The sequence below is a fragment of the Staphylococcus sp. GDY8P120P genome (assembly GCF_017892065.1).
GTDB lineage: Bacteria > Bacillota > Bacilli > Staphylococcales > Staphylococcaceae > Staphylococcus > Staphylococcus nepalensis.
On sequence record NZ_JAESKI010000012.1, the window covers coordinates 62,178 to 85,132 of the forward strand.

Below are 22,955 nucleotides of genomic sequence, written 5' to 3' on the forward strand. Positions count from 1 at the left end.
GAATATAAAAAAGCCCTAATTATCCAAAATTAACTGTTATTTGCACAGTTGATATAATTAAATAAAACACTTCTTTAAAATCAATATTAATAGTTGATTTTAGGGAAGTGTTTATTATGCGTTAAGGTATGCTTTTTTTATAATCATGACAGATTCATAAGCGTTTCGCGCGCTTCATATCATCGGTTATTCAATTAATTCTATATATTCATCAAATGTATACTTTTCTGTTATCTCATTAATAAGTTCTAATTGTGTTTCATGATACATTGACCTATCTTCTGGATTAATGATACAAAAATGCCCTTCGCTATATAGTGATAATGCTTTATCTATAGCAAGTTGGTAACCTCCAGTAATTAAGTAATTTTTTGTCGCCTTTTGTTTAAAATAATTTTCACAATCGATTTCAGACATTAATGAACCAACTAAAACCAAGCCAGGTGATCCTGCTTGTCTTTTTATAATTTGACCAATTGTCGTCACAGTTCCCTTAATTACTTTTTCCTGATAAGTAGAAATGTTATATACAACAACTACTGGGTAATCTATCTCTGTTTTCTGGTAGATTTGAGTCATCATTTCATTTAAATTTTTAATTCCCATATAAATAGCCAACGTGCCGTTTTTTAAGATTGCACTTATATCTACTTTTTTATGATTCTCTTTGCAAAAGTGCCCCGTTGTATAAGTAACATTTGTAGCAATTTTCCGTCCAGTAAGGCCCTGACCCATTATTGCCACTGCTGCACTAGCAGAAGTAATACCAGGTACAATTTCACAATCAATATTTTGTGCCTTTAAAGCAACGACTTCCTCACGCACTCGTCCGAAAATAGCTGGATCTCCACCCTTTAATCTCACAACACAACCATGTGAACTAGCTGCATCAATAAGTTGCCTATTAATTTCAGCTTGTTGAATATGTTTGTGGTAAGGTTGTTTTCCAACGTTAATGACTTTTATACCAGGCTTAGCTAGCTGTAAAATAAACGGATTTACAAGCCGATCGTATAAAATAATATCGGCTTGTCTTATCAAACGTTCTGCTTTACGTGTTAACAAATCTGGATCGCCTGGCCCAGCGCCAACAAGGTATACCTTCCCCTTCTTATTTAAAGACATATATAAACATCCCCATCGTGTATCACCGCTTGATAAACCTCTACACAACCCGTATCTGGCGATTGCACTAATCCTGTATTCATATCAATTTTTTGATCATGTAACGGACAATATACATAGTCTCCGCTAACAGTACCTTCTGATAATGGACCATCTTTATGTGGACATCGATTTTGAATTGCATGGATTTGTCCATCTTCAGTTAAAAATAGGCCGATTTCTTTATCTTCAATAACAACTTTTTTACCAATCAAGGGCGTTAATGAATCAATTGAAGACACTTTAATTTTAGTTTTAGAATCCATGATTTACACCTTCTCTACTTCAAATATTTGTCGTGCTTTTTTATGGTTTAAAAGTGCTGACCATGGCTCTTTATCCATTGCACTTTTAACTTTCATAATACGTTCATATAGTGTTGTTTGCTTTTTTTCATCCAATAAGATTGTGCTCACATTTTCAAAACCTAAACGTTCTAACCAGGGGGCTGTACGCTCTGCATAAATACCTGTTTCTCTATAATATTGCATAAACGCCCCACACAATTTGATAACTTCATCTTCCGTTTCGACTGTTGTTAAATATTGGCCAATAGTTACTTCAGTACCGCCATTGCCTCCAATATAAATTTGGAAACCATTTTCAACGCTAATAACACCAAAGTCTTTCACACCTGATTCTACACAGCTTCTGGGACACCCCGAAACACCCATTTTAAATTTATGCGGTGTATCAATATATTCAAATGCTTCTTCTAAACGAATGCCTAAACGTGTAGTGAATTGTGTACCAAATCTACAAAATGCTTTACCCACACAACTTTTTACTGAACGTGTTTTTTTACCATACGCTGACGCTGAACGCATGCCTAAGTCTGACCACACTTTAGGTAATAATTCTTTCTTAATTCCATAAAGGCCAATACGCTGTGACCCTGTCACTTTAACAAGTGGCACGTTGTATTTTTTAGCAACTTCGCCTAATCTAATCAGTTGTTCAGCGTCTGTGACACCGCCCCGCATTTGAGGAATAACAGAGAATGTGCCGTCATTTTGAATATTGGCATGATAGCGTTCATTGGCAAAACGTGATTCAATTTCATCTGTATGTTGGAACGGGTGGATCATATTGAGATAATAATTAATAGCTGGACGACATTTTGGACACCCATTTTTATCTTTAAAATCCAAAGCATGACGCACTTCTTTAGAGGTTTTAAGTGATTTTGCTCTAATTTGCGTTACAATTTGATCACGTGTCAAATCAGTACATGCACAAATGCCTGCCGGTTTATTTGCTACAAAATCATCCCCTAGTGTATGTTCAAGAATTTGTCCTATTTGTCCTTTACACTTTCCACAAGAATTACCTGCTTTCGTTAATTGCGTTACTTCGTCAATACTTGTTAACCCATTTTGTGTTATCGCATCAACGATAGTACCTTTATTGACGCCATTACAGCCACAGACTGTTTCATCGTCAGCCATATCCGCAATATTTAGACCGCTTGATTCACTGCCTTTATGTAAAAGCGAAACCATAGTATAGTCTTGAATTTCTTCTTTTTTCTTCATCATATTAAAAAATCTGGAGCCATCTTCTATGTCACCGTATAGCACTGCGCCAACAATATTGTCTCCTTTTAGAAAAACTTTTTTATAATGTTTATTAACGCTATCGAAGATTTCTATGCCTTTCACTTCAGCATCTTCACGTATTTGTCCAGCGCTATATAAATCACAACCTGATACTTTTAACGATGTGAACGTAGTCGATCCTTGATACCCTTCAGTTGGCATATGTGTTAAATAATCTGCTAACACCCTGCCTTGTTCATATAATGGAGCTACTAATCCATAAGTTTGTCCTCTATGTTCAGCACATTCTCCCACTGCATAAATGGATTCGTCACTTGTTCGCATAAAATCGTTCACCACAATACCTCTATTTACCTCCAACCCACATGATTGTGCCACTTGTGTATATGGACGAATGCCTACAGCCATCACAACTAAATCTGCTTTCAAGGTAGTCCCATCTGCTAATTCTATCCCTGTTACATCATGTTCACCTAATATTTTTTCTGTACGTGCTTCCATTTTAAAATGCATACCTTGAGCTTCTAAATCTGCTTTAAGTAATTCACCGGCTTTTTTATCTAATTGCATTTCCATCAACCATTCTGCAAGATGAATTACAGTAACTTCCATGCCTTGATCCATTAAACCGCGTGCACATTCTAAACCTAATAAACCACCGCCTATTACGATTGCATGTTTATTTGTTTGAGCAATCTCAATCATACGTTCAGTATCATCTATGGTTCTCCATCCTATTACACTATTTAATTGAGAACCTGGAATTGGTAGCACAAACGCACTTGACCCTGTAGCAAATATACAAATATCGTAATGGAATTGTTTGTTTTTTTCTGTGATAATTTCTTTTTTCTCACGATTAACTGATATAACTGGATCATTTGTAACCAATTCAATGCCATGTGTTTTATACCATTGATAACTATTCATAATGGTTTCTTTAACAGACATTTTCTTCTGCAAAATATTAGAAAGCATGATTCGATTATAATTTGGGTAGGGTTCTTTACCAATGATAGTAATTTCGTATTGCTCAGAGTCTCTTTCTAATATTTCTTCAATCGTGCGTAAACCTGCCATTCCATTTCCTATCATTACTAATCGTTTTTTAGACATGTTTATCCTCCTCATATACTTCTGCTAAAAACTGCTGTACTGCATGTGATACTTTCTTGACTTTGTTATAGTCTGTACCATTTGATCTAAATAAAATTTTCAAATCATGGTACTGAATTTCTGGCATATTATAGAAATCTGATTGTGTTTTGTCCCCTGTATGGTTAACAAGTTGATGTGGTAGTGCATCCTTTTTAACTTGATTATTTACTGAGGTATCGTTTGTTGCGATGATAATCATATCTGCTTTTTTAATGTCTTTACTGTCATAAGTTTTAGTTATTAATTTCAAGTTGGGGTGTTCTGTTTCAAAGAACTCTGGTAAAAATGTTTTGCTTATGATTGTTAATGAAATAATATCCTCATTAACTAATTGTTGAAATTTTCGATAAGCAATTTTTCCGCCACCTATAATGACAACTTGCTTATCAGCTAAATTGAGTTGTATCGGGTACATGATTACGTGCCTCCAATTGGGTAATTTGGTCTTTAATAATCAATTCCAATAAAGGGTGAAAATTTAATGATTTTGTAAATTCAATACAGCTATTATTTCTCATATATTGAATTTCACTTTTCATTTTATAAACTAAAAACCCATCGTATAAAAAGACAGGAACTACCAATATTTCTCCGCCCTCTGCCAATATCTCAGGTAACCGTTTTTTATAGCTATAATCCCCATATAGCATCACCATATTGATAGGTTTATTAGCAACATTACAATTATTTATTACTTGTTTAAGTTGTTCATTCGGTTGCTTATAACGTTCACTACCATGCGCAATAAAAACTATTTTGCTAATGGATGGGCTAACATACAGCGCGTTTTTAATTCTTTCATTTATGATGTTAACGATATGGTAGTGTGTTCCTAATGGTTGTGTAACCTGATACTCTATATACGGGTAATTGTTTTTAAGATGCTGTAATATTGTCGGGATATCTTGCAAATAATGTTTAGCTGAAAATAATAAAAGCGGTACGATGTTAAATTCATGTACACCTTGTTTCACTAGACTTGAAATCATGTTATATAAATGGTTAATATCACTTTCCAAAAATGTAATGTGAAAGTTGATACCACTTTCTTTCATTAGTCTATAGATGAATCGTTGTAACGCCTCATTTTGATAACCTCGTCTCATACCATGTATAACGAGTATATTTTCTCCCATGGCGCCCCCTCCCTTTACACTTGAATTGTAATATATTTCCAATGCTTTTTGTGAACAAATTCACAAAAAGTAAAAAAATAGGGAATCCCCTTAGTGAAAAACTAAAGGAATTCCCTATCATTTATTTAATTTTTATATCATTAAAACGGCGGTTCGCCCAACACGTCTTCATCAAATCGTTCTGGAATCAATACTTTTCTCATAATAACGCCTAAATCGCCATCATCGCTTTCATGCTCTGCGTATATTTCATAACCTCTTTTTTTGTAAATATCTAATAACCATGGATGTTTACGCGCAGAAGTTCCTAACGTAACTGCTGGTACTTTCAGTGTGTCTCTGAGATATGTCTCTTCAACATATCTCAACAATTTACCGCCTAAACCCTGTCCATCATATGATGGCTTAGTAGCAAACCACCATACAAATGGATAAATAGAAATACGGCGTTTACTTTCCCAAGGATAGCGCACTGTTATTGTAGAAATAATTTCTGTCTCATTTTCCAAGACAAATGTTGTACCAGTTTGTAAATTCTTTTCAACCATTTCAACAGTAGCATTGACAGATGGCCAATCAATACCTAATTCTCTTAACGGCGTAAAAGCCTCATACATTAATTTTTGTAATTCTACTGCATCATCGATAACAGCAATTCTAATATTATATTCAGACATTATGTCACTCCCTAACGTTTCTCATCTATGCAATGATTTGAACTATACTGAGATCATTAATCACAATAAATACAATATTGTTTCTTTATAAATGAGTCAATTGATTTGTTTTATTTACTCACTAGAACACTAGAGCGCCAAAAACAATTTGTTGAGTGATTTAGCGATTATTTAAAATACGATATAAACCCCTTTACACCACTTGCTGATTTTATATTCGAGGCTAATCTATTTATTAATAGACAGCGCTTAAACTAAAAAAAGCTATGAAGAAACCTAACGTGAGAGGTACTCCACAGCTCAATTAACTATATTTAATTGGTTCATTTATTTAATTATGCAAGCTATCTCGTTTACCATTCAAGTAAGCATAGACTAAGCCTACGAATAGACCTCCACCAATAAAGTTACCAATAAAGGCAAATACGATATTTTTTAAAACATGTAACCAAACGACAGCATCAAAGTTATAAAATAACATGCCTGCATATAATCCAGCATTAAACACCACATGTTCATATCCCATAAATACAAAGACAATCACACCACATGCAATGAAAAAGGCTTTTGATAAACCATCTTTAAATTGAATAGAAACATAGATACCAATATTTATAAAAAAGTTACAGAAAATAGCTTTACCTAAAATGGCATACCATGACGTATCGATCGTTTTTCCATCTACAAGTTCAGTCAAACTTGTAACTATTTCAGAAGTCATAATTGGCGTAAATTTCATCAAGCCAAATAATATGATGCCACCAATCATATTAAAAAAGAAACATACTAACATGATAATAAAAGCTTTATTCATACCGATTAACTTATAATACCAGCCAACTGTTAAATACATAAAATTACTAGTTAATAATTCAGATTGTGTTAACACAATTAATACTAAGGCTAAACTAAATGAAATAGCGCCTAATAAGTTAATGACACCTTCATTTGCACCAACCATTTGTGTCTTAAGCGCTAGCATAAAAACTGTCACAATAGCTAATAAGAAGCCTGACATAATTGATTTTAAAGCATAACGTCCGCGGGTTTGATCAAACATAACTTCTTTCATCTGTACCTGATTGTTAATATTATCAATTGTTTCTCTAGACATATATGTATCTTTAATAGATTTATGATTTTCTATCATAATGACACTCCCCCCTTATAAATTTCATCGAATAAACACCCCACACGTATAAATCTATTGTATTATTTTTCATTCAAATTTAATAGGGTGTAAGCTATTTTTATATTTAAACACTTATTTTTGAGATGGTATATAGAAATGCGCATGCTTATAATGATATAGAAGATGTGAACAATCAAATGGTACGCCAGTCGTAGTATAAAATACTTGTTCATACCTTAAGCAAGGATCCCCGTCATTTAGTGTTAATATTTTAGCCTCTCCATTATCTAATTTATCCACCGTAAAATAAATATCTGAAAAACCAACGGCTGCCGTAGATGAAGATGGGTTGATTTAATGGGCTATACGCCGTGGGGTATCATTGATATCGTTTCATTTACTACAGGCGAAATGAAAAAACGCTATGGCCTAATTTATGTAGATAGAAATAACTTGGGTAATGGCACCTTAGAGCGAAGAAAAAAAGATTCATTTAATTGGTACCAAAATGTAATTAATACAAATGTCGAATCACTATTTTATTAATATAAAATGTAAAGCTAGCTCGCTTATTAGTTCGTAGGTTTAACCAATTAAATGAATGAATCAGGATATGTAGAAATCAGAAAAATAATAGCTTAACAAGTTTGAAAATTTTATAAAAACAAATAAACGTCAATTTCTATTGAAAAAATATAGAAATTGACGTTTATGTTTTAGTCAGAGGTATTTATCTTTCAACCTCATTTAAGATGATATCGGCAATAGATAACTAGAGTGAGCATAAACTTTAACCAAATTTTTCATTCCTTACCATGGTTGCCTGAATAAAATCATAAATGCTTGTTAACTAACGAAACTTTTTATTCTAGTTTTCTTATTATTTTTTTAATTTTGTCAGTGTGTGTAGGCCATAGGCAAAAATACCATAACCTGCTAAAGTACGTAAAAACCATTTGAATGTGCTGCTACGTAAACTTTTTTCATTTAACAAAACAGCTGGTACAAGCGTACTAACAGCATACAACCCCAAAACTTTTAAATAACGTTTATACAATACACTCACCTCATTTCACTTTTATTATAACTAAAAGTGACGATGTGTGAGCACTCTAATTTTTACATATCTTTGACTTTTTACATATTTTTTAAAAGTGATTCTAAATTATCAAACGTGCTATTCATACCATCTTCTACGCCCATATCTAATAATTGCCGTGCTGATTTTGGATGAGGTAGTTCAGCTGTAGAAATAATACGTGTAATCGTGTCATCTTTTTGTTCTATTTGAATGATATTATGCATACCAGCCATATTTTTATCAATATGACCTTCCTTGTCAGCAAAGTAATCGTAATAATCAATCAAATTCGGTTCTTTTACTTCATTATATTTTGTTAATGTATAACTGGCGCCTTGATTAGTATATATTGCAAAAAAGGCTTGTCCTCCTTTTTTAATATTGAATTCAAATACTTCAGTTGTTGCATTTTGTGGGTGAAACCACTGTTCAAATAAAGCACGTTCTGTATAAGCTTGAAAAATTTGTTCTGCTGTTGCTTCAAAATCTCTTTTGAAAATAATTTTATTTTCGTTCACTTCTATTCCCATTTAATATACTCCTTCTTATGATTCGTTCATAATGACGTAAGACGTAACGATTTTTATTTTTGCATTTTTACTGTGACTCTCAAATTCAATAAAATCTGCAAAGTAAATTTTCATACCATTAACATTTGTCTGAATACCGTGCATTGCCCCGAATTTTCCGTGTGTTAAATGATGTGTAACTTCAATTTTTTTAATTTCTGTGCTGTGTGCTTCTATTTCATTATAAAATTCATCTAAGCTTTTTAATTCAAATGCGCCTGGTACCTTCCAAATGAAATTAGAAACCACAATTTGTGATAACTTTGTTTTATCGGCTAATGCAGAAGCTAGTAGAAAGTCTAACATTATTCGACGTTTTGGCTCATTATCACACGCCACATCTCCAACCAATTCAAACGGTATTTCAGATAATTTTTCATTTTTAAATGATAGTCCTTGTTCTTTTAAGGCTTTGTCCAATCTATCTATCGCTTTTGGTCCTACGCCATGAATATCTAAAATAGACGTTCGGTCATATTCTGCTACTTTTTCTAAAGTCATAACACCAATAGATTGCAATGCATTTGTAGCTGGACGTCCAATTTTAGGTAGCTCTGTTGCCATCATTAGCCTCCTCTCTTAGTCATTATATACCCCGTTAAATCTATTTTAGTTATGTGGTATATTTGTTATTAAATTATCAACTACCTTTTATTATAAGATAGTTGACAAGTTTTAAAATCCATACTATCTTTTATCATAAGATAGTGAAAAGAGGGATGTCATGTCAATTTCAAATCAAATGATGAAAGGTTTGTTAGATGGTGCAATTTTAGCGCTCATCTCTCAAGGAGAAACTTACGGATATGAAATTTTGGATAAATTGGAATCTCAACAATTTCCTGAAATCAGCGACGGCAGTATTTATCCTGTGCTATTAAGGTTAAGTAAAAAAGGCTATGTGATTTCTATTTCAAAAAAATCAGATTCGGGCGGGCCAAAGCGTAAATACTATAGCATCACGGAAGAAGGTAAAATGGAATTAGCTAACTTTAAATACAAGTGGAACGATTTAAATAATGGTATGAACAATTTAATGTGGAGGGTTAACAATGTTGAGTAAAAAAGCGGAAGATTTTTTATTAAAGTTGAGAATTGAGTTATTATTTCGTGGAAAAAATGAAGACGAAGTAAATTCAATTGAAGAAGAATTACGTGACCATATTACACTTGCAGAAGAAAACAACGATAATATCGAGGATCTATTAAACACACCCATTAAATCATATGCAGATAAATTTGCAAAAAATTTAAATATGACTCAAGGATTATTTAAATATATTTTATATTTCATATCTTTTATGTTTATCATGACAGCGATACCTAGAATGTTAGATCATTCATTTCAATTAACGATTGCTTTAATTTGTTACTTCGTTCTTATCTTTTTGGGATCATTTATCTTTATTTTATGCTTTGTCAAAAAATCAATTATGCGCTGGGGTGACAGTAAAATAACTTATGCTATTATTGGAATTTCATCTTCAGCTATTTTTGGTTTATATCTATTAAGTGAATATTTATTACGAAACTATCCACTTTATATAATTTGGTCACCTAATCAAACAACTAATTTCACCCTTGGGTTAATCCTTTTACTAATAACAATGGTGACTTGCTTTATTTTAAAACAAAAGTTTTACGCAGGTCTTATTCTATTATTATGCATCCCCAATCTGATTGGCACACTATTTACAGGCGGTGACTTTACAAACAAAAACTATGTCATGATTTCTTCAATCGCCTTAATTATCATATCTTGGATTTTTATCATTTATATAATGATTAAATATTATCGTGAAAAACGGTCAACCGATACAAACGGGCCCTAAAAACAAGCGTGATATCAACGACTAACATTGTAAAATAGATTTTATTGTTCTACTGCAACTATCTATAATGAGTATGATAATTAAAGGCCGAAGGGCACCATTATGCCCACCGGCCTCACTGCTATATTTAAATAACTATATTAGTCTTCTAATGCAAATTCAAGACTTACTTGGAAATGCACATCTTTGCCAATCATAACGCCACCAGTTTCAAGTGCTTGGTTAAATGTGATACCGAATTTTTCACGGTTAATAGTACCATTAGCAACAAAACCAGCAGTTGTTGCGCCATTCATAGGGTTTTTACTTTGTCCTTCATATGATAATTCAAAAGTTTCTTCTTCTGTAACATCTTTAATTGTTAAATTACCAGTAACAGATTGTTCTTCGACTTTTGTAACTTCAAATTTAATTTCAGGATAATTCTCAGCATCTAAGAAATCACCACTTCTCAAGTGATTATCACGATCACCTACACGTGTATCAATTGAATCTGCTTTAATCGTAAGCTCGCCTTTGATTGAATTTAAATCATTTAAATCACCTTCAAGTGATGCATTAAAATCATTAAATCTACCTTTGATATTTGAAATCACTAAATGCTTAACTGAAAATTCTACTACTGAATGCGCTGGATCAAAATTAAATTTTGTCATAATAAATTCATACCTCCAAATTTGTAACTTTTATTAATACATTAATTATACCAAGTATATTAAATATATCAATAAAAAAGCTCACATTTGTATTGCTTTATAATCATTCCCTTATAACAAAATTTTATTCATCCTCATTTTTAAAATGTATAATTTTAAAATAGACCAATATGTTAACAGCTTAATGTGCTAACATTTCTTCTTTTATTTCTTCTTCATTTAATTTTTGTGGGTAATATGTTGGCCAATTATCCAATTCTTTTAAAACTTTTTGTTTATCATTTCCCATAAAAATATGGAAATGAGCTGATTTTTTAGGTGCTATATTATGATCGCTAAATTGAACAAATTTTGGCAATGCTTTATTATCATCTGTTAATTTAAATGTATATCGTACGCCTCTATTACCTTTTTCATATTTCAATATATCCTTGCCATCATATACGTAATGGCCCGTCATTCTTTTGCCATCTTTTTCAAAAGTAATCGTATCTTTTGTGATGTCTATGTTATTTATATCTGTTTTATAACCTTTTTCGTAATATGTTTTATATTCTTTTTCATCCATTTTATCATCATTAGCAGCTTTATGTTTCATCACTTCATCTAATGTACCATCCTGTAAGTATGGATATACGGATTGCCATTGTCCCTGAAAGTCTGTTAGTTTTCTATCTTTTACTTGATTATCTTTAAAATACCCATCAGCAATAGCTTTATCATGTTTATTATGTGAATGTTTTTCCTCAGTTTTAATATTGTCGCTTAATGCCATATCAATATGTTTAATATTTTTATCCATTAAATTTTGATAGGTTAACTTTTCATCTTTCAATTCTTCTTTAGATAATGATTCCATGTTATTAAATTTTAATGGCTTAGCTTTAGTTTCTTTGCGAATCGTATCAGTAACTTTATTAGAAACATTTGCTTCATATAAGATATATTTAGCTCCTGAGTCATTAATCTCTTTAACAATATTTGTCAATGCTTTTTGAGATGGATCTTCGGCATTCATATTTTGCACGCCTTTTTGTACAAAACCATATCTTTGTGACAGGTATCCCATTGATTCATGGGAGATATACACAGTATTCCCTTGTTTATCTTTAGTGATGTCTTTCATTTTGTTATCTATCGTATCTAAATCATTTTTTAATTTCTTATAATTTTCTTCATAATATGATTGATGATCTGGATCTTTTTTAATTAATTCATCTTTAATTTCTTTTGCAAACACCTTATTAAAATGAGGGTCTAACCAAATATGTGGATCGTACCCGCCGTGATGATGTCCTTCATGATGCTCGTGTCCCTCATGTCCTCCATGATCCTCGTCATGTTGGTCTGTTAATAATTCAGATTTATCGATTTTATTTTCTAGTGATAATTTTATGTCATCGTCTTTTATCGTTGAAGCTACTTTTTTAGCAACAGGGTCTAAATCATCACCTGTATATAAAAACATATCCCCTTTACTTACATTCATTATTTCTTTTTGGGTTGGCTCATAACTATGTAAATCTGTACCGGGCGGATAAATCGATTTCACCGAAACATATTTGCCACCAATCTGATCAGCAAATGATTTCAGCGGAAATACTGTAGTATTTATTTCTATTTTCCCATCGTCTTCTTTATCACTATTCGATTTAGACACATCACACGCTGTCGCGATCATCGATAATATAATGATAATAGACATTAAATATATTGATTTTTTCATTTCTTCTCCTCCTTAAATAGTAACTGTTACGATTTAAAATTATAACCCTACCTTTATGAAAGTGCAATAGTTATTCTGAAATTATTTCGTAATTATTACGATTTATTTTAAAATGCTTTGTTAACGTCTTTTCTATAGTACGCCTAGTTAATATAGAATTAAAAAAAGCTGGAACACTTTAGTGTTCCAGCTTCAAAACGCATTGAATAATAAATAACTATTTTGAGTATACGTTTATATTAAATTTACCAATACAGACCTTTTATGACACATTAAAAAGAAACCTTACTAACAAAATAGAGCTAGTTATTACGTTATTCTATTCATTCGTTTGCTTCTAATATTTCTTTGTAATTTTTATATTTATATGGATCTTCTACCTTTTCACCAGCGATATATACAGTTGGCGCCGTTTTAATGTGATTGTCTTTATATTGCTTTTGGTCTTTCTCAGCAGCTTTCCAAGATTTACTATTTTTGGTTTTATAATCTTTTTTAATTTCTTCTTTTTTAAGAGTAGAAATATTTAATTGATCTATTTGTTGATCAACGAGTTTTTCAGTAATCCATTCTTTTTCTGAATCTGGTTGTTGATTAAACATCCGTTTTTGGTAATCTAAATAATGCTCAGGGGCAATTTGTTTTACAGCATGCCCTGCTCTAGCACCTTTAATTGAATCTTTTCCTAAAAAGGCCATATTAACAAATTGATAATCTACTTTATTAGTATCTATATATTCTTTTTTTAATTTAGGCATAATATTTTGTTCTACCTTTTTACAATACGGGCATTTAAAATCTCCATACTCAATGATTTTAATTTTACCGTTTTCACCATATTTATCATCTTTATGTACATGTTCGTCGTCGTCATTTGAACAGGCTGAAACCAATAATAATACTGTTATCAATAACAAACTTAACCATCGTTTTTTCATTATTTAACGTGCACCTTCTTCTTTATATTATGATTCCTCTAAGTCCATATTTTCTTCTTTATAGTCTGGCTCATGCTTTTGAGTATAACCTTTAGTGTTAAAATTTTCTAAGTAATGCGCTTTATCATCTTTTATCTTATACGTATAATAATGAATTTCGTCATCATCTTTTAAAGGTTTATAAGCGATGATTACATATTTGCCATTCTCGTAAACATATATATTTGAATCTTTTTTTTCGTATGTGGATTCGACATCGCCTTTTTGTTTATCTGCTAAAACTTTTTGATATTGTGCTTGTTGTTTTACTGCTTGATCAATTGCTTCAGCGTATTTCCCGCTGCTACATCCAACCATCATTATTATTGAAATAATAGTCACCGTCATAACTTTTTTCATATTCCCACCCCTAGTACAAAACCTACTTATATCGTATTATTTATCCATACTGTTTATCATACAATGAAATCACGGTATGTACTAGAACAATACTAATTATTTTCAGCTTAATTACTTTGTGTTTAAAAATTTGACTCATGTAATCATCTCTATACTGAATAAGTAAAACATAGATAACAATTATTAAGAAATTGGTATATAATCTATATATTTCAATGGCTAGATACCATTGCTAACAGCATATAAAAGAAGCTGATACATACATAATGTGTCAGCCTTAAATATCATATTGGCAGTAGATGTTTGGAATAAAAGTGCACTTATATCAAGCTTTTAAAACACCGCTTCTAAAGTACTAATTCTAAAGTGCTACTTCTTCATTTATGAAGCTTAGTAGCACTTATGCATGAGCCAAATCTCTTGTATGCTTTTTTCTCATCATTCTTGGTGAGGCTACGAAATCATTTTATAAAATATAATTTCTGTCCCACTTTCTCTATAAAATCTAATTTCCATTAATTTAAAAAAATGTCAACGCGTACACCTTATATATAAATAAAACAAGGTGCATCCTTCGTTTTCATCAAACTACTTCCACTCTAATAGCTAATGCACCATAATGAAGTTCATCAGTTTGAGAATAAATTTGGTATATAGCAGCTATTTTTTGAGACAATTGATCTTCTGATTTAGCTCCTATTTCTTTATTAGAATATTGCTTCAGTAAAGATTGAAACGAAGTAAATACTACCGTTTCTATAACTATGACTTTTAGCGTTTCTTTACTTTCTAAATTTTCAAATATGATACAATCGCCACTTTTAATGTCTTGCCTTTTCTCATCATTCAATCTAATTTCAATCGTTTTTATGCCATTTTTCATTAATTGAAAGGGTTCGTTGTTTAAGTGCATCGAGTGTTCTATAGTATATACGCTCCATTCTTCATAAGCATTAGGTTGATATCAAATTATCATATTATTAATACGCTTTACAAGTTTCTACAAAAATAGAAACAAAATATAACTGTGTTTAGATTATTAATTTTTGTCCTCTTCTAATCTAATTTGTCGTTTGCTTTTCAACATAAACACACTAATCAAACTCAAGATGGATATAATGACTGCAAACCAAAATGCGCCATGATAACCACTTAATAACGCTTGATGTTGGACCTCTGCTGCCATTTCCTTTTGGCCCATATCCTTAAAATCAGACATATCTGGCGTATAGTTCTTAGCAACTTGGCTCATAATCGTTATTAGACCTGCTGTACCAATAGAAGCTGAAATCTGTTGTACAGTATTGGTCATTGAAGAGCCATGTGCATTCATCTCTGGTGAAAGTTGGTTCATAGTATGTGTCATCAGTGGCATTAACCCAAGCGCTATACCAATCATACGAATTGCATACACAGTTGCTAATAATGCTGATGATGTCTGTTCATCCATTATTACAAAATAAGACGTTGTAATTACTACGATAAACATACCAATAAATGCCAATAATTTAGCACCGTATTTTTCATATAACAAACCAGAAATCACTGACATAATACCCATAACAATGGCTCCTGGTAATAATATTAAACCTGACTGAAGTGCAGAATCATTCATAATATTCTGTACAAACATTGGCAATACTGTTTCAGAACCAATCATTGAAATCATAGTGAAGGCCATAATAATAATACCTATCGCAAATTGGCTATCTTTAAATACTGAAAAATCAAGTAATGGATTGTCTAAACGCGTTTGACGCAAGATAAAGAGGGCCACTAAAATAATGCCACCTATTACAGTTGTTAATACAACAGGATCATTCCATCCATCACGTGAAATTGAACTTGTACCATAGAGTAAACCGCCAAATCCTATAACTGATAAGATAATGGAGAAAACATCAATAGGTGTCTTACGATTCGTTCCAACATTTTTCACGAATTTAAGTGCACCAATAAATGTAAGTGCCGCAATCGGTGCTACTACATGGAACAATGAACGCCAGTTAAAATATTCTACAAGGTAGCCTGATAGCGTTGGGCCAATAGCTGGCGCTAAACCTATAACCAAACCAAATGTCCCCATATATTTACCTCTTTCATGCGGTTCAAATATATCTAAAATGGTCGTCATCATCAAAGGCATCATAATTCCGGAACCAAGCGCTTGAACAATTCTTGCACTTAATAAAATAGTAAAGTTTGGGCTAAATCCTGCAATGATTGTTCCTATAAAAAATATAAATATTGCAGTTAAAAATACCTTTCTTGTTGAAAATCTTTGGATAATCATCGCTGACAATGGAATAACAACACCGTTCGTTAATAGAAAAGCTGTTGTAAGCCATTGTACTTGCGTATAATCTATTTTAAAATCTCTCATTATACTAGGTAATGCTGTTGTTAATAGCGTTTCGTTTAATAACCCAAAAAAACCACCACACAACATCATCAAAATCATTATAATTTTTGTTTTCTTATCCATTTTCTTACTCCTATATTTTAAAAATTTATCAACTTATGTTAGTCGCATTTCTGCATTATACCTATTTTATATGTTTTTAGCATTAAAAAACTTGAAATTTTTGGTTTAATTTGATGCTGTTTAAGTTAAAAAATAGATGCACCTTTGCAAATCGTAATAATTACTATTTACTTTTTTGATTTTATCTTGCATAATAACTTTAGATAAAGGAGGAACTTATTATGAAATTAGATTTACAAACAGCACGTCGTAATCTCAACAGTCCAAATATCAAAACAAGAAAACGTGCCCGTAAAATTATCCAGCAACATAAGCGAAATAAATAAAAAGAGCGAAATTTCAAAACCAAAAACAATTACCTTTGATTTCGTCATTCCGCTTCTCAATGGTGACTTGATTTCTAAAACACATAAAAATAGGTGTATTGAGAAATCAGTCACTTATTATACCGTTTAAGTTACTATATTAATGCGATACTTAAACTTTATTTTAAAAATAGATATCTTATGATAATTATAAATAGTACTTATCGATTACTTTTAAGTCATCTGTAAGTTCATAAATCAATGGTGCACCCGTTTTAATTTCATACCCTACTATATCTTCATCGGAAACGTCTTCTATATATTTAATTAACGCTCGCAGTGAATTACCATGGGCAGAAACTAAGACAGTCTTACCATCTAATAATTGTTGTGATATTTGATCATTCCAATAAGGTATAACTCTAACGAGCGTATCTTTTAAACTTTCAGATTCTGGCATCACTCTTCTATCTAAGTGTTCATATTTTCGATCATTTAAATAGTCATTTCTTTGTTGTTCACTTTGATTAGGTGGCGCTACATCATATGAACGTCTCCACGTATGCACTTGTTCTTCTCCAAATTTTTCTCTTGCTTTATCTTTATTCAAACCTTGTAACCCACCATAGTGACGCTCATTTAGTCTCCAAGTTTTAACGATAGGGATAAATAATTGATGAGATTCATCTAATAGATGATAGGTTGTTTTAATAGCACGTTGTAATAATGAAGTAAATACAACATCAATTGCGATACCTTGGTCTTTTATTTTTTTACCTGAAGTTATTGCTTCGGTTCTCCCTTGCTCAGATAAATCAACATCTGCCCAACCTGTAAAGAGATTCTCTGCATTCCACACGCTTTGACCGTGTCTACATAAAATTAACTTTGGCATACTATTCCTTCTTTCCATTAATTAAAATGATATTACTTACTACATTTACAAAACCGTTACAATCAATCATATTAAAAAAAGCTTAAAAATATTTATATGACGCTTATTTCTATTTAAATCGTCACTCTATATATTAAAATTATAACAATTTACACTGTATTTTGAAATAATTGTATTCTTTTATTCATAAATGACATTTTATTTTTATTTAACTGTAACCTATAGCCTATCTAATGATGTTATAGTTGAAATCGTTGAATAAGAAACAACATATTAATAAAACAAGATGTCATTTTTTTAACACAAAAAATCAATAATTAAACAAAGTATAATTCATTCAAACAAAAAATTAATAGGAGGATTTTTCTCAATGAAAAAATTATTATTAGCTTCTTTTGCATCAATTACTATCGCTACAACTGGAGTTGGCCTAAACTCAAACGCATCTATAGCTGATGCTGCAGAAACAACACAAGCAAACAATGGTGTTTATAGTGAATTTATTGCTGCAGGCGGTACAAAAGCATTATGGGATCATATTGTAATGCCAGAATCAAGCGGTAATCCGGATGCCGTAAATGAATTAGGCTACAGAGGTTTAGGACAAACTAAAGAAGCTTGGGGTACTGGTTCAGTAACAGAGCAAACTAAAGGGATGATTCAATATGCTGAAGACCGTTATGGCTCAATCGATGCAGCAATTGAATTTCGCGTTGCAAACGGCTGGTGGTAAAAACATAAATAGTGAATTTACCCCTCATTATATATTTTTTTTGCTAAAAAAAAGCGATGTAAGTGTCTATCATATTAGATGCTTACATCGCTTTTTATATAAAATTTTAGTTATTTATTCTACTGAATTGATCTGGGTTCTGGGTGAACATAAACTGAAGATATACCCTTACTATGCATATGTTGTTCTACTTTATCGCAAATTTGATGCGCTTCTTCTAGGGATATATTAGATTCAACCACAATGGTCACATCTACAAAGATACTACTTCCATGATAACGGCCTTTAATATTTTGAACATCTATCACTTCTTCAATTTCTAATACATAATTTCGATAAGCCTCTAACTCTTGCTCATTAAAACCATCACTTAATGTAAAGATAGACTCTTTGAAAATACCAAAACCTGTATATATAATAAGTAAACCTAAAATAATAGCTAATATCGTATCAAAAATAGGAAAACCAAATTGCGTGAACACTAAACCAATTGCTGTCCCTATACTCACTAACGCATCTGATAAATTATCTTTAGCTGCAGAATTCAATGAGCTACTTTTTGTATGATTAGCAATGCTTTGGTTAATGTAAAATACAGCCAGCATAATCAAACCACTAATGACACTGACGTAAATGTTTATAATATTAGGCGTTTCATGCTCGTCAGTCAATAACTCTGGGGCATTTTCTATAATAACCTGAATACCGACAAACATTATAATAAACGAAACAAGTAATGATGAAATATTTTCAGATTTCAAATGACCATATGGATGGTTTTTATCTGCAGGTTTAATAGAGATTTTTAAACCGATAATCACTGCTAATGACACAATAATATCCGTCATATTATTTAAACTATCTGCTTTAACAGCCGCTGAATTATATAAATAGCCTACTATAAATTTAATGATTGATAATATGACATAAACGGTTAAACTTAAAAACGCTCCTTTTTGAGCTGTTTTCAATTTTTCATTTTGACTCATCTTTATTTCCACCTTCAACATTATTGAATACTCATTATGACTTATCACCAGCATATTTACAACAATTTTTATTCAAAAATTATTTAATATAAAAACACTAATTATTTTTTTAGCCTTTCCTAATATTAATTATAATATTGAGTGAGAATAAAAAATAAGCGGAGCCGAAATCAATTGTTCTAAATAGATCTCATTACCCCGCCGGCCGTTTTAATATTTAAATGTCGTTACCATTGTACCTTATCTTTTATTGCATCTATGAAGCCTTCCATTGTTCGCATACTGTTTAGATTCTATACGTCCTTTATTAGTCTCTTAAAATATATTTAGAGAGTAAAAATGTAACTGGTATTGTGATAACCAACCCTGCAAAAGGGGCTATAACTGATGAAATGCTAAACCATTGAACAAAAATATATAATAATAAAGTTTGCATCCCCATATTGACCACTTGCGTTAATGGAAATTTCAAAAATTTCCTCCACGTTGGCGTTACTTTATAAACAAAGTAACAATTTAAATAATATGAAATAATAAAACTGATGATAAAGCCGCTTATATGACTAACTAAATAATTCAAGTCTAGTAATTTCAATAAACAAAGATAAACGATATAATAATTAAAAGTGTTCATGCCACCTACAATTACAAATTTAATAACTTCATAGTGCGTTTTAGTTAAATTCATTATTTTACTCCTTAGTAAATTCCAAATTATTTCGGATGATTACTATCAAAATATAAAATTACATGTATTATCTAGTATCATACTTTACCATAAAAATGTATGTCGTGTGTGATATAAACCATCCACTTACCATATAACCAATCCACGTCTCTCATCATATTAGGCTCATCATGAACTTAAATTCAAAACAATAGTTACAAAATGACTTAACATGTTTATAATAAGGGATTAGAGACAATTTCAAAGGAGTTTCAAACATGGACAAAATTTCAAATCGTCAATTACCAACCATGGTCATTATTGTGTTGGGTATAATGACTACGTTTGGACCTTTAACTATAGATATGTATGTACCTTCATTACCAAATGTGCAAAGTGATTTTAATACTTCTGTATCGCAGGTTCAACTCACTTTATCATTTGCGATGATTGGACTCGCTATCGGTCAATTTATCTTCGGTCCCCTATCTGACGCATATGGACGTAAAAAAATGGCTTTAATCATTATTTCAATCTATGCCATTGCCTCATTATTTGCCGTTTTTACAACCTCTATGAGCCTTTTACTTCTATTGCGACTATTTCAAGGCTTAACTGGGGGAGGCGCTATTGTTATCGCTAAAGCGACAATGGGCGACCAACATGAAGGTAAGGCTTTAGCTAAAGGACTTGCCTCTTTACTTGTGATCAATGGCATTATTACAATTATTGCTCCAATTATAGGTGGCTATGCATTAACCATATCCAATTGGAAAGCCATATTTTTAATTTTAACTGTAGTGAGTATCATCATATTGATATTATCAATGTTGCATTTAGAAGAAACACATAAAACAAATCTCTCTAAATTGAATTTTAGTGCTATCTTTAAAGACTTCGGTGCCTTATTTAAAAAACCTGCATTTATTATTCCAATGGTTTTACAAGGCTTAACATACGTCATGTTATTTAGCTTTTCAGCTGCAGGACCGTTTATTACACAGAAAATTTACGACATGACTCCTCAACAATTCAGCTATTTATTTGCATTTAACGGCGTTGGGCTAATCATTATGAGTCAACTTACAGCAAAATTGGTTGCATATATGAATAGATATCTATTGTTAATTATTTTGACAACAATTCAAATAGTGGGCGTCATACTAATCATTGTAACTTTAACACTTCATCTACCATTGTGGGTGTTAATTATTGCATTCTTTTTAAACGTGTGTCCTGTAACAGGCATAGGGCCTTTAAGTTTTGCCCTAGCGATGGAATCACGAACGGGCGGTAGTGGTAATGCCTCAAGCCTTTTAGGTTTATTCCAGTTTATACTTGGCGGCATAATGTCACCACTTGTTGGTTTACAAGGCGAATACAGTGTTTTACCATATATCACTATTTTAGTTATAACTGCTATACTCATTATTTGTTTAGAAATTGTCTTTAAATCTATTTTATTTAATAAACAATTAAAATAGATATCTTATTTTAATCATTTAAATGAAAGAACAGGGCGAACAATTTTTAGAAAATGTGTTCTTTACCCTGTTCTTTTTTATATCTCTTGATTGAATTTTATCTACTCTATTAACATCATTTGTTACAAAATAGGCAACCAAATTTCTGTAACATATGCTTCTGAATTTACATCACCTGATTTATATAATTCAAAAAAAGGTGCGTTTCTCAATTCATAATCTAAAGTATGTAAGATATCTCTGTTAATGGTTTGCATCGCTCGTTTTATTGACTCTGGAACCGGTCCTTTTGCGTCAAAGACAAGGTACCTTCCTTCAGCTAAATCAACTTGTTGCCAATTATTCTGCGCTTCCTCATTCGTTACACCGATTAAATAATGCATCTCTCCATTGGCCTTGGGTGTAAAGACGCCTAACAAGCCGTCTAAATGACGATTGCTTTGAAGTTTTAACTGATCTTTATGGCCTGCTGCTTCGAATTCCATCCAGAATTTAAAAATATTTTCTTGTGCTTTTTGCCCAGTTATATATTCTTTTTGAACACCTATAACTGACGTTTTTGATATTGTTTCTATTCTATATTTCATCTCTTCCAACCCCTTTTGGTTATTATAACTAAATTTATAAAATAATTTCTAATATTAACAATATGCTAAGCAACTTTATAGGCGCTTCACGGCAATAGATATATAATAAAAATATTAACTAGAGTTAATTGTTACTCATAAATTGAAACAGGAGTCACTCATTATGAACAAAAAAATATTAGCAGTTAAACCAATCAGTCAACTATTTCCAATCCCAATGATTATGGGATGTGAAGGTATCGCATGCGCAATGATATTACAATTCAACAATCATAATGTGCTCGCCTCCCATATTATGAAACATTGGCCTAAACATGATAATAATCCGTACAAAGGTTATGTAGGCCATCATTTATGGGTTAAACGCGGCTACCACCAAACAATCTTTCCAAATGCTTTAGTTCCATATTTACAAAAATATGATGCGCGTATGATTGACAGTACGGGTCAATCACTTAAAACATTATGTGACACGCTTGATCATGGCCAACCTGTTATCATTTATCACACTGTTTTAGGCCGTAAACCATTTAAACGCACTTTTAAATTTGACAATCAATCTCAGAAATTAGTCTCTAATATTCATGTCACAGTACTTATTGGTTATGATAAACATCATTATTATTATATCGATCCATTATGGTCAAGATTAAAAAAATCAATTATATTCCCTGCTATTTTTCCAAATAAATACCAAATTATTAAAATTAAAAAAGAAAAACTAGAAGCAAGTTACAACACACCTGGTCGCATGAGCCTACATTTTCAATAAAAGTAATTAAA

Annotated in this window: 27 protein-coding genes and 1 pseudogene; 7 read left to right on the top strand and 21 right to left on the bottom strand. The window is 31.6% G+C overall.

All coding sequences use genetic code 11. The features are described from left to right. Window positions 1-186: 186 nt before the first annotated feature. The 8 genes from cobA to KA900_RS08815 all read right to left on the bottom strand — a co-directional run bounded on the left by cobA (window position 187) and on the right by KA900_RS08815 (window position 7,126). Window positions 187-1,125, bottom strand: coding sequence for a uroporphyrinogen-III C-methyltransferase (cobA, locus tag KA900_RS08780; RefSeq protein ID WP_103372693.1), 939 nt, complete (start codon window positions 1,123-1,125; stop codon window positions 187-189). Beyond that, window positions 1,116-1,430, bottom strand: a complete 315-nt coding sequence (gene nirD / locus KA900_RS08785; RefSeq protein WP_096808521.1) for a nitrite reductase small subunit NirD — start codon at window positions 1,428-1,430, stop codon at window positions 1,116-1,118. The genes cobA and nirD overlap by 10 nt, the downstream gene beginning before the upstream one ends. Window positions 1,431-1,433: 3 nt before the next feature. Continuing rightward, entirely contained in the window at window positions 1,434-3,839 is a 2,406-nt protein-coding gene (gene nirB, locus KA900_RS08790; RefSeq protein ID WP_103372694.1) for a nitrite reductase large subunit NirB, read from the bottom strand. After that, on the bottom strand, window positions 3,832-4,296 hold the full coding sequence (locus tag KA900_RS08795; RefSeq protein WP_096808519.1) for a precorrin-2 dehydrogenase/sirohydrochlorin ferrochelatase family protein: 465 nt from the start codon (window positions 4,294-4,296) through the stop codon (window positions 3,832-3,834). Before KA900_RS08795 ends, nirB begins: the two co-directional genes overlap by 8 nt. Further along, window positions 4,268-5,017 carry a sirohydrochlorin chelatase gene (locus KA900_RS08800; RefSeq protein WP_119487910.1) on the bottom strand — a complete coding sequence of 250 codons (750 nt, stop codon included), beginning with the start codon at window positions 5,015-5,017 and terminating at the stop codon, window positions 4,268-4,270. The genes KA900_RS08795 and KA900_RS08800 overlap by 29 nt, the downstream gene beginning before the upstream one ends. A gap of 140 nt (window positions 5,018-5,157) precedes the next feature. Then, window positions 5,158-5,694 (bottom strand): GNAT family N-acetyltransferase, encoded by a 537-nt coding sequence (locus KA900_RS08805; RefSeq protein ID WP_096808517.1) that lies wholly within the window; start codon window positions 5,692-5,694, stop codon window positions 5,158-5,160. 331 nt (window positions 5,695-6,025) lie between these two features. Continuing rightward, a complete protein-coding gene (locus tag KA900_RS08810; protein WP_210139457.1) occupies window positions 6,026-6,844 on the bottom strand; it encodes a formate/nitrite transporter family protein in 819 nt (272 codons plus the stop codon). Between the two features lie 114 nt (window positions 6,845-6,958). Then, window positions 6,959-7,126 (bottom strand): UTRA domain-containing protein, encoded by a 168-nt coding sequence (locus tag KA900_RS08815; RefSeq protein ID WP_369967516.1) that lies wholly within the window; start codon window positions 7,124-7,126, stop codon window positions 6,959-6,961. Between the two features lie 48 nt (window positions 7,127-7,174). Here KA900_RS08815 and KA900_RS08820 point away from each other — a divergent pair. Continuing rightward, window positions 7,175-7,372: pseudogene (locus tag KA900_RS08820) on the top strand (family 1 glycosylhydrolase); the annotation flags it as partial. A gap of 334 nt (window positions 7,373-7,706) precedes the next feature. Here the strand turns inward: KA900_RS08820 and KA900_RS08825 are convergent. From KA900_RS08825 to KA900_RS08835, 3 genes are all read right to left on the bottom strand, one after another. Then, window positions 7,707-7,883 (bottom strand): hypothetical protein, encoded by a 177-nt coding sequence (locus tag KA900_RS08825; RefSeq protein ID WP_170006822.1) that lies wholly within the window; start codon window positions 7,881-7,883, stop codon window positions 7,707-7,709. An 80-nt stretch (window positions 7,884-7,963) separates the two neighbouring features. Next, a complete protein-coding gene (locus KA900_RS08830) occupies window positions 7,964-8,437 on the bottom strand; it encodes an SRPBCC family protein (protein ID WP_096808514.1) in 474 nt (157 codons plus the stop codon). A gap of 15 nt (window positions 8,438-8,452) precedes the next feature. Next, window positions 8,453-9,040 (bottom strand): helix-hairpin-helix domain-containing protein, encoded by a 588-nt coding sequence (locus KA900_RS08835; RefSeq protein ID WP_119488207.1) that lies wholly within the window; start codon window positions 9,038-9,040, stop codon window positions 8,453-8,455. A gap of 160 nt (window positions 9,041-9,200) precedes the next feature. Between KA900_RS08835 and KA900_RS08840 the strand changes: the two genes are divergently transcribed. After that, window positions 9,201-9,539 carry a PadR family transcriptional regulator gene (locus KA900_RS08840; RefSeq protein WP_103372697.1) on the top strand — a complete coding sequence of 113 codons (339 nt, stop codon included), beginning with the start codon at window positions 9,201-9,203 and terminating at the stop codon, window positions 9,537-9,539. After that, entirely contained in the window at window positions 9,529-10,308 is a 780-nt protein-coding gene (locus KA900_RS08845; protein WP_107644167.1) for a hypothetical protein, read from the top strand. The genes KA900_RS08840 and KA900_RS08845 overlap by 11 nt, the downstream gene beginning before the upstream one ends. A 140-nt stretch (window positions 10,309-10,448) precedes the next feature. Here the strand turns inward: KA900_RS08845 and KA900_RS08850 are convergent, their stop codons facing one another. The 6 genes from KA900_RS08850 to KA900_RS08875 form a co-directional block, all read right to left on the bottom strand. After that, window positions 10,449-10,964 (bottom strand): YceI family protein, encoded by a 516-nt coding sequence (locus tag KA900_RS08850; protein ID WP_096808510.1) that lies wholly within the window; start codon window positions 10,962-10,964, stop codon window positions 10,449-10,451. 181 nt (window positions 10,965-11,145) lie between these two features. Beyond that, window positions 11,146-12,690: a zinc ABC transporter substrate-binding lipoprotein AdcA gene (gene adcA, locus KA900_RS08855; RefSeq protein ID WP_210139459.1), complete on the bottom strand. Its 1,545-nt coding sequence runs from the start codon at window positions 12,688-12,690 to the stop codon at window positions 11,146-11,148. A gap of 323 nt (window positions 12,691-13,013) precedes the next feature. Next, the gene (locus KA900_RS08860; RefSeq protein WP_103372820.1) at window positions 13,014-13,628 is read right to left on the bottom strand and encodes a DsbA family protein; all 615 of its coding nucleotides are present in this window, start codon (window positions 13,626-13,628) and stop codon (window positions 13,014-13,016) included. A gap of 27 nt (window positions 13,629-13,655) precedes the next feature. Continuing rightward, window positions 13,656-14,027 (bottom strand): cystatin-like fold lipoprotein, encoded by a 372-nt coding sequence (locus tag KA900_RS08865; protein WP_103372821.1) that lies wholly within the window; start codon window positions 14,025-14,027, stop codon window positions 13,656-13,658. Window positions 14,028-14,610: 583 nt separating this feature from the next. Continuing rightward, window positions 14,611-14,940, bottom strand: a complete 330-nt coding sequence (locus KA900_RS08870; protein WP_103372822.1) for an ASCH domain-containing protein — start codon at window positions 14,938-14,940, stop codon at window positions 14,611-14,613. A gap of 126 nt (window positions 14,941-15,066) precedes the next feature. After that, window positions 15,067-16,512, bottom strand: a complete 1,446-nt coding sequence (locus KA900_RS08875) for an MDR family MFS transporter (RefSeq protein WP_096808506.1) — start codon at window positions 16,510-16,512, stop codon at window positions 15,067-15,069. Window positions 16,513-16,733: 221 nt separating this feature from the next. Here KA900_RS08875 and KA900_RS08880 point away from each other — a divergent pair, with 221 nt between their 5' ends. Continuing rightward, window positions 16,734-16,838 carry a putative metal homeostasis protein gene (locus KA900_RS08880; RefSeq protein WP_017722768.1) on the top strand — a complete coding sequence of 35 codons (105 nt, stop codon included), beginning with the start codon at window positions 16,734-16,736 and terminating at the stop codon, window positions 16,836-16,838. Between the two features lie 187 nt (window positions 16,839-17,025). On the opposite strand, the gene KA900_RS08885 is transcribed toward KA900_RS08880, so the two are convergent. Then, entirely contained in the window at window positions 17,026-17,712 is a 687-nt protein-coding gene (locus KA900_RS08885; RefSeq protein ID WP_096808505.1) for a 2,3-diphosphoglycerate-dependent phosphoglycerate mutase, read from the bottom strand. A 370-nt stretch (window positions 17,713-18,082) separates the two neighbouring features. On the opposite strand from KA900_RS08885, the gene KA900_RS08890 reads away from it, so the two are divergent. Beyond that, window positions 18,083-18,445 (top strand): aggregation-promoting factor C-terminal-like domain-containing protein, encoded by a 363-nt coding sequence (locus tag KA900_RS08890; protein ID WP_115341963.1) that lies wholly within the window; start codon window positions 18,083-18,085, stop codon window positions 18,443-18,445. Between the two features lie 119 nt (window positions 18,446-18,564). On the opposite strand, the gene KA900_RS08895 is transcribed toward KA900_RS08890, so the two are convergent. Together KA900_RS08895 and KA900_RS08900 are read right to left on the bottom strand one after the other, a co-directional pair. Next, window positions 18,565-19,434, bottom strand: a complete 870-nt coding sequence (locus tag KA900_RS08895) for a cation diffusion facilitator family transporter (RefSeq protein ID WP_096808503.1) — start codon at window positions 19,432-19,434, stop codon at window positions 18,565-18,567. 307 nt (window positions 19,435-19,741) lie between these two features. Next, on the bottom strand, window positions 19,742-20,122 hold the full coding sequence (locus tag KA900_RS08900) for a GtrA family protein (protein ID WP_103372825.1): 381 nt from the start codon (window positions 20,120-20,122) through the stop codon (window positions 19,742-19,744). A gap of 257 nt (window positions 20,123-20,379) precedes the next feature. On the opposite strand from KA900_RS08900, the gene KA900_RS08905 reads away from it, so the two are divergent. Further along, the gene (locus KA900_RS08905; protein WP_096808501.1) at window positions 20,380-21,585 is read left to right on the top strand and encodes a putative multidrug effflux MFS transporter TcaB; all 1,206 of its coding nucleotides are present in this window, start codon (window positions 20,380-20,382) and stop codon (window positions 21,583-21,585) included. Window positions 21,586-21,707: 122 nt separating this feature from the next. Here the strand turns inward: KA900_RS08905 and KA900_RS08910 are convergent, their stop codons facing one another. Further along, window positions 21,708-22,172, bottom strand: a complete 465-nt coding sequence (locus KA900_RS08910) for a GyrI-like domain-containing protein (protein ID WP_096823759.1) — start codon at window positions 22,170-22,172, stop codon at window positions 21,708-21,710. Window positions 22,173-22,335: 163 nt separating this feature from the next. Here KA900_RS08910 and KA900_RS08915 point away from each other — a divergent pair, with 163 nt between their 5' ends. Next, the gene (locus KA900_RS08915) at window positions 22,336-22,944 is read left to right on the top strand and encodes a C39 family peptidase (protein WP_096808500.1); all 609 of its coding nucleotides are present in this window, start codon (window positions 22,336-22,338) and stop codon (window positions 22,942-22,944) included. Window positions 22,945-22,955: the final 11 nt, after the last annotated feature.

What these genes read in the sequence shown, in the direction of transcription:
- cobA (WP_103372693.1), bottom strand. Translation starts at nt 1,125, where the DNA reads ATGTCTTTAAATAAGAAGGGGAAGGTATACCTTGTTGGCGCTGGGCCA.
- nirD (WP_096808521.1), bottom strand. Translation starts at nt 1,430, where the DNA reads ATGGATTCTAAAACTAAAATTAAAGTGTCTTCAATTGATTCATTAACG.
- nirB (WP_103372694.1), bottom strand. Translation starts at nt 3,839, where the DNA reads ATGTCTAAAAAACGATTAGTAATGATAGGAAATGGAATGGCAGGTTTA.
- KA900_RS08795 (WP_096808519.1), bottom strand. Translation starts at nt 4,296, where the DNA reads ATGTACCCGATACAACTCAATTTAGCTGATAAGCAAGTTGTCATTATA.
- KA900_RS08800 (WP_119487910.1), bottom strand. Translation starts at nt 5,017, where the DNA reads ATGGGAGAAAATATACTCGTTATACATGGTATGAGACGAGGTTATCAA.
- KA900_RS08805 (WP_096808517.1), bottom strand. Translation starts at nt 5,694, where the DNA reads ATGTCTGAATATAATATTAGAATTGCTGTTATCGATGATGCAGTAGAA.
- KA900_RS08810 (WP_210139457.1), bottom strand. Translation starts at nt 6,844, where the DNA reads ATGATAGAAAATCATAAATCTATTAAAGATACATATATGTCTAGAGAA.
- KA900_RS08830 (WP_096808514.1), bottom strand. Translation starts at nt 8,437, where the DNA reads ATGGGAATAGAAGTGAACGAAAATAAAATTATTTTCAAAAGAGATTTT.
- KA900_RS08835 (WP_119488207.1), bottom strand. Translation starts at nt 9,040, where the DNA reads ATGGCAACAGAGCTACCTAAAATTGGACGTCCAGCTACAAATGCATTG.
- KA900_RS08840 (WP_103372697.1), top strand. Translation starts at nt 9,201, where the DNA reads ATGTCAATTTCAAATCAAATGATGAAAGGTTTGTTAGATGGTGCAATT.
- KA900_RS08845 (WP_107644167.1), top strand. Translation starts at nt 9,529, where the DNA reads ATGTTGAGTAAAAAAGCGGAAGATTTTTTATTAAAGTTGAGAATTGAG.
- KA900_RS08850 (WP_096808510.1), bottom strand. Translation starts at nt 10,964, where the DNA reads ATGACAAAATTTAATTTTGATCCAGCGCATTCAGTAGTAGAATTTTCA.
- adcA (WP_210139459.1), bottom strand. Translation starts at nt 12,690, where the DNA reads ATGAAAAAATCAATATATTTAATGTCTATTATCATTATATTATCGATG.
- KA900_RS08860 (WP_103372820.1), bottom strand. Translation starts at nt 13,628, where the DNA reads ATGAAAAAACGATGGTTAAGTTTGTTATTGATAACAGTATTATTATTG.
- KA900_RS08865 (WP_103372821.1), bottom strand. Translation starts at nt 14,027, where the DNA reads ATGAAAAAAGTTATGACGGTGACTATTATTTCAATAATAATGATGGTT.
- KA900_RS08870 (WP_103372822.1), bottom strand. Translation starts at nt 14,940, where the DNA reads ATGCACTTAAACAACGAACCCTTTCAATTAATGAAAAATGGCATAAAA.
- KA900_RS08875 (WP_096808506.1), bottom strand. Translation starts at nt 16,512, where the DNA reads ATGGATAAGAAAACAAAAATTATAATGATTTTGATGATGTTGTGTGGT.
- KA900_RS08880 (WP_017722768.1), top strand. Translation starts at nt 16,734, where the DNA reads ATGAAATTAGATTTACAAACAGCACGTCGTAATCTCAACAGTCCAAAT.
- KA900_RS08885 (WP_096808505.1), bottom strand. Translation starts at nt 17,712, where the DNA reads ATGCCAAAGTTAATTTTATGTAGACACGGTCAAAGCGTGTGGAATGCA.
- KA900_RS08890 (WP_115341963.1), top strand. Translation starts at nt 18,083, where the DNA reads ATGAAAAAATTATTATTAGCTTCTTTTGCATCAATTACTATCGCTACA.
- KA900_RS08895 (WP_096808503.1), bottom strand. Translation starts at nt 19,434, where the DNA reads ATGAGTCAAAATGAAAAATTGAAAACAGCTCAAAAAGGAGCGTTTTTA.
- KA900_RS08900 (WP_103372825.1), bottom strand. Translation starts at nt 20,122, where the DNA reads ATGAATTTAACTAAAACGCACTATGAAGTTATTAAATTTGTAATTGTA.
- KA900_RS08905 (WP_096808501.1), top strand. Translation starts at nt 20,380, where the DNA reads ATGGACAAAATTTCAAATCGTCAATTACCAACCATGGTCATTATTGTG.
- KA900_RS08910 (WP_096823759.1), bottom strand. Translation starts at nt 22,172, where the DNA reads ATGAAATATAGAATAGAAACAATATCAAAAACGTCAGTTATAGGTGTT.
- KA900_RS08915 (WP_096808500.1), top strand. Translation starts at nt 22,336, where the DNA reads ATGAACAAAAAAATATTAGCAGTTAAACCAATCAGTCAACTATTTCCA.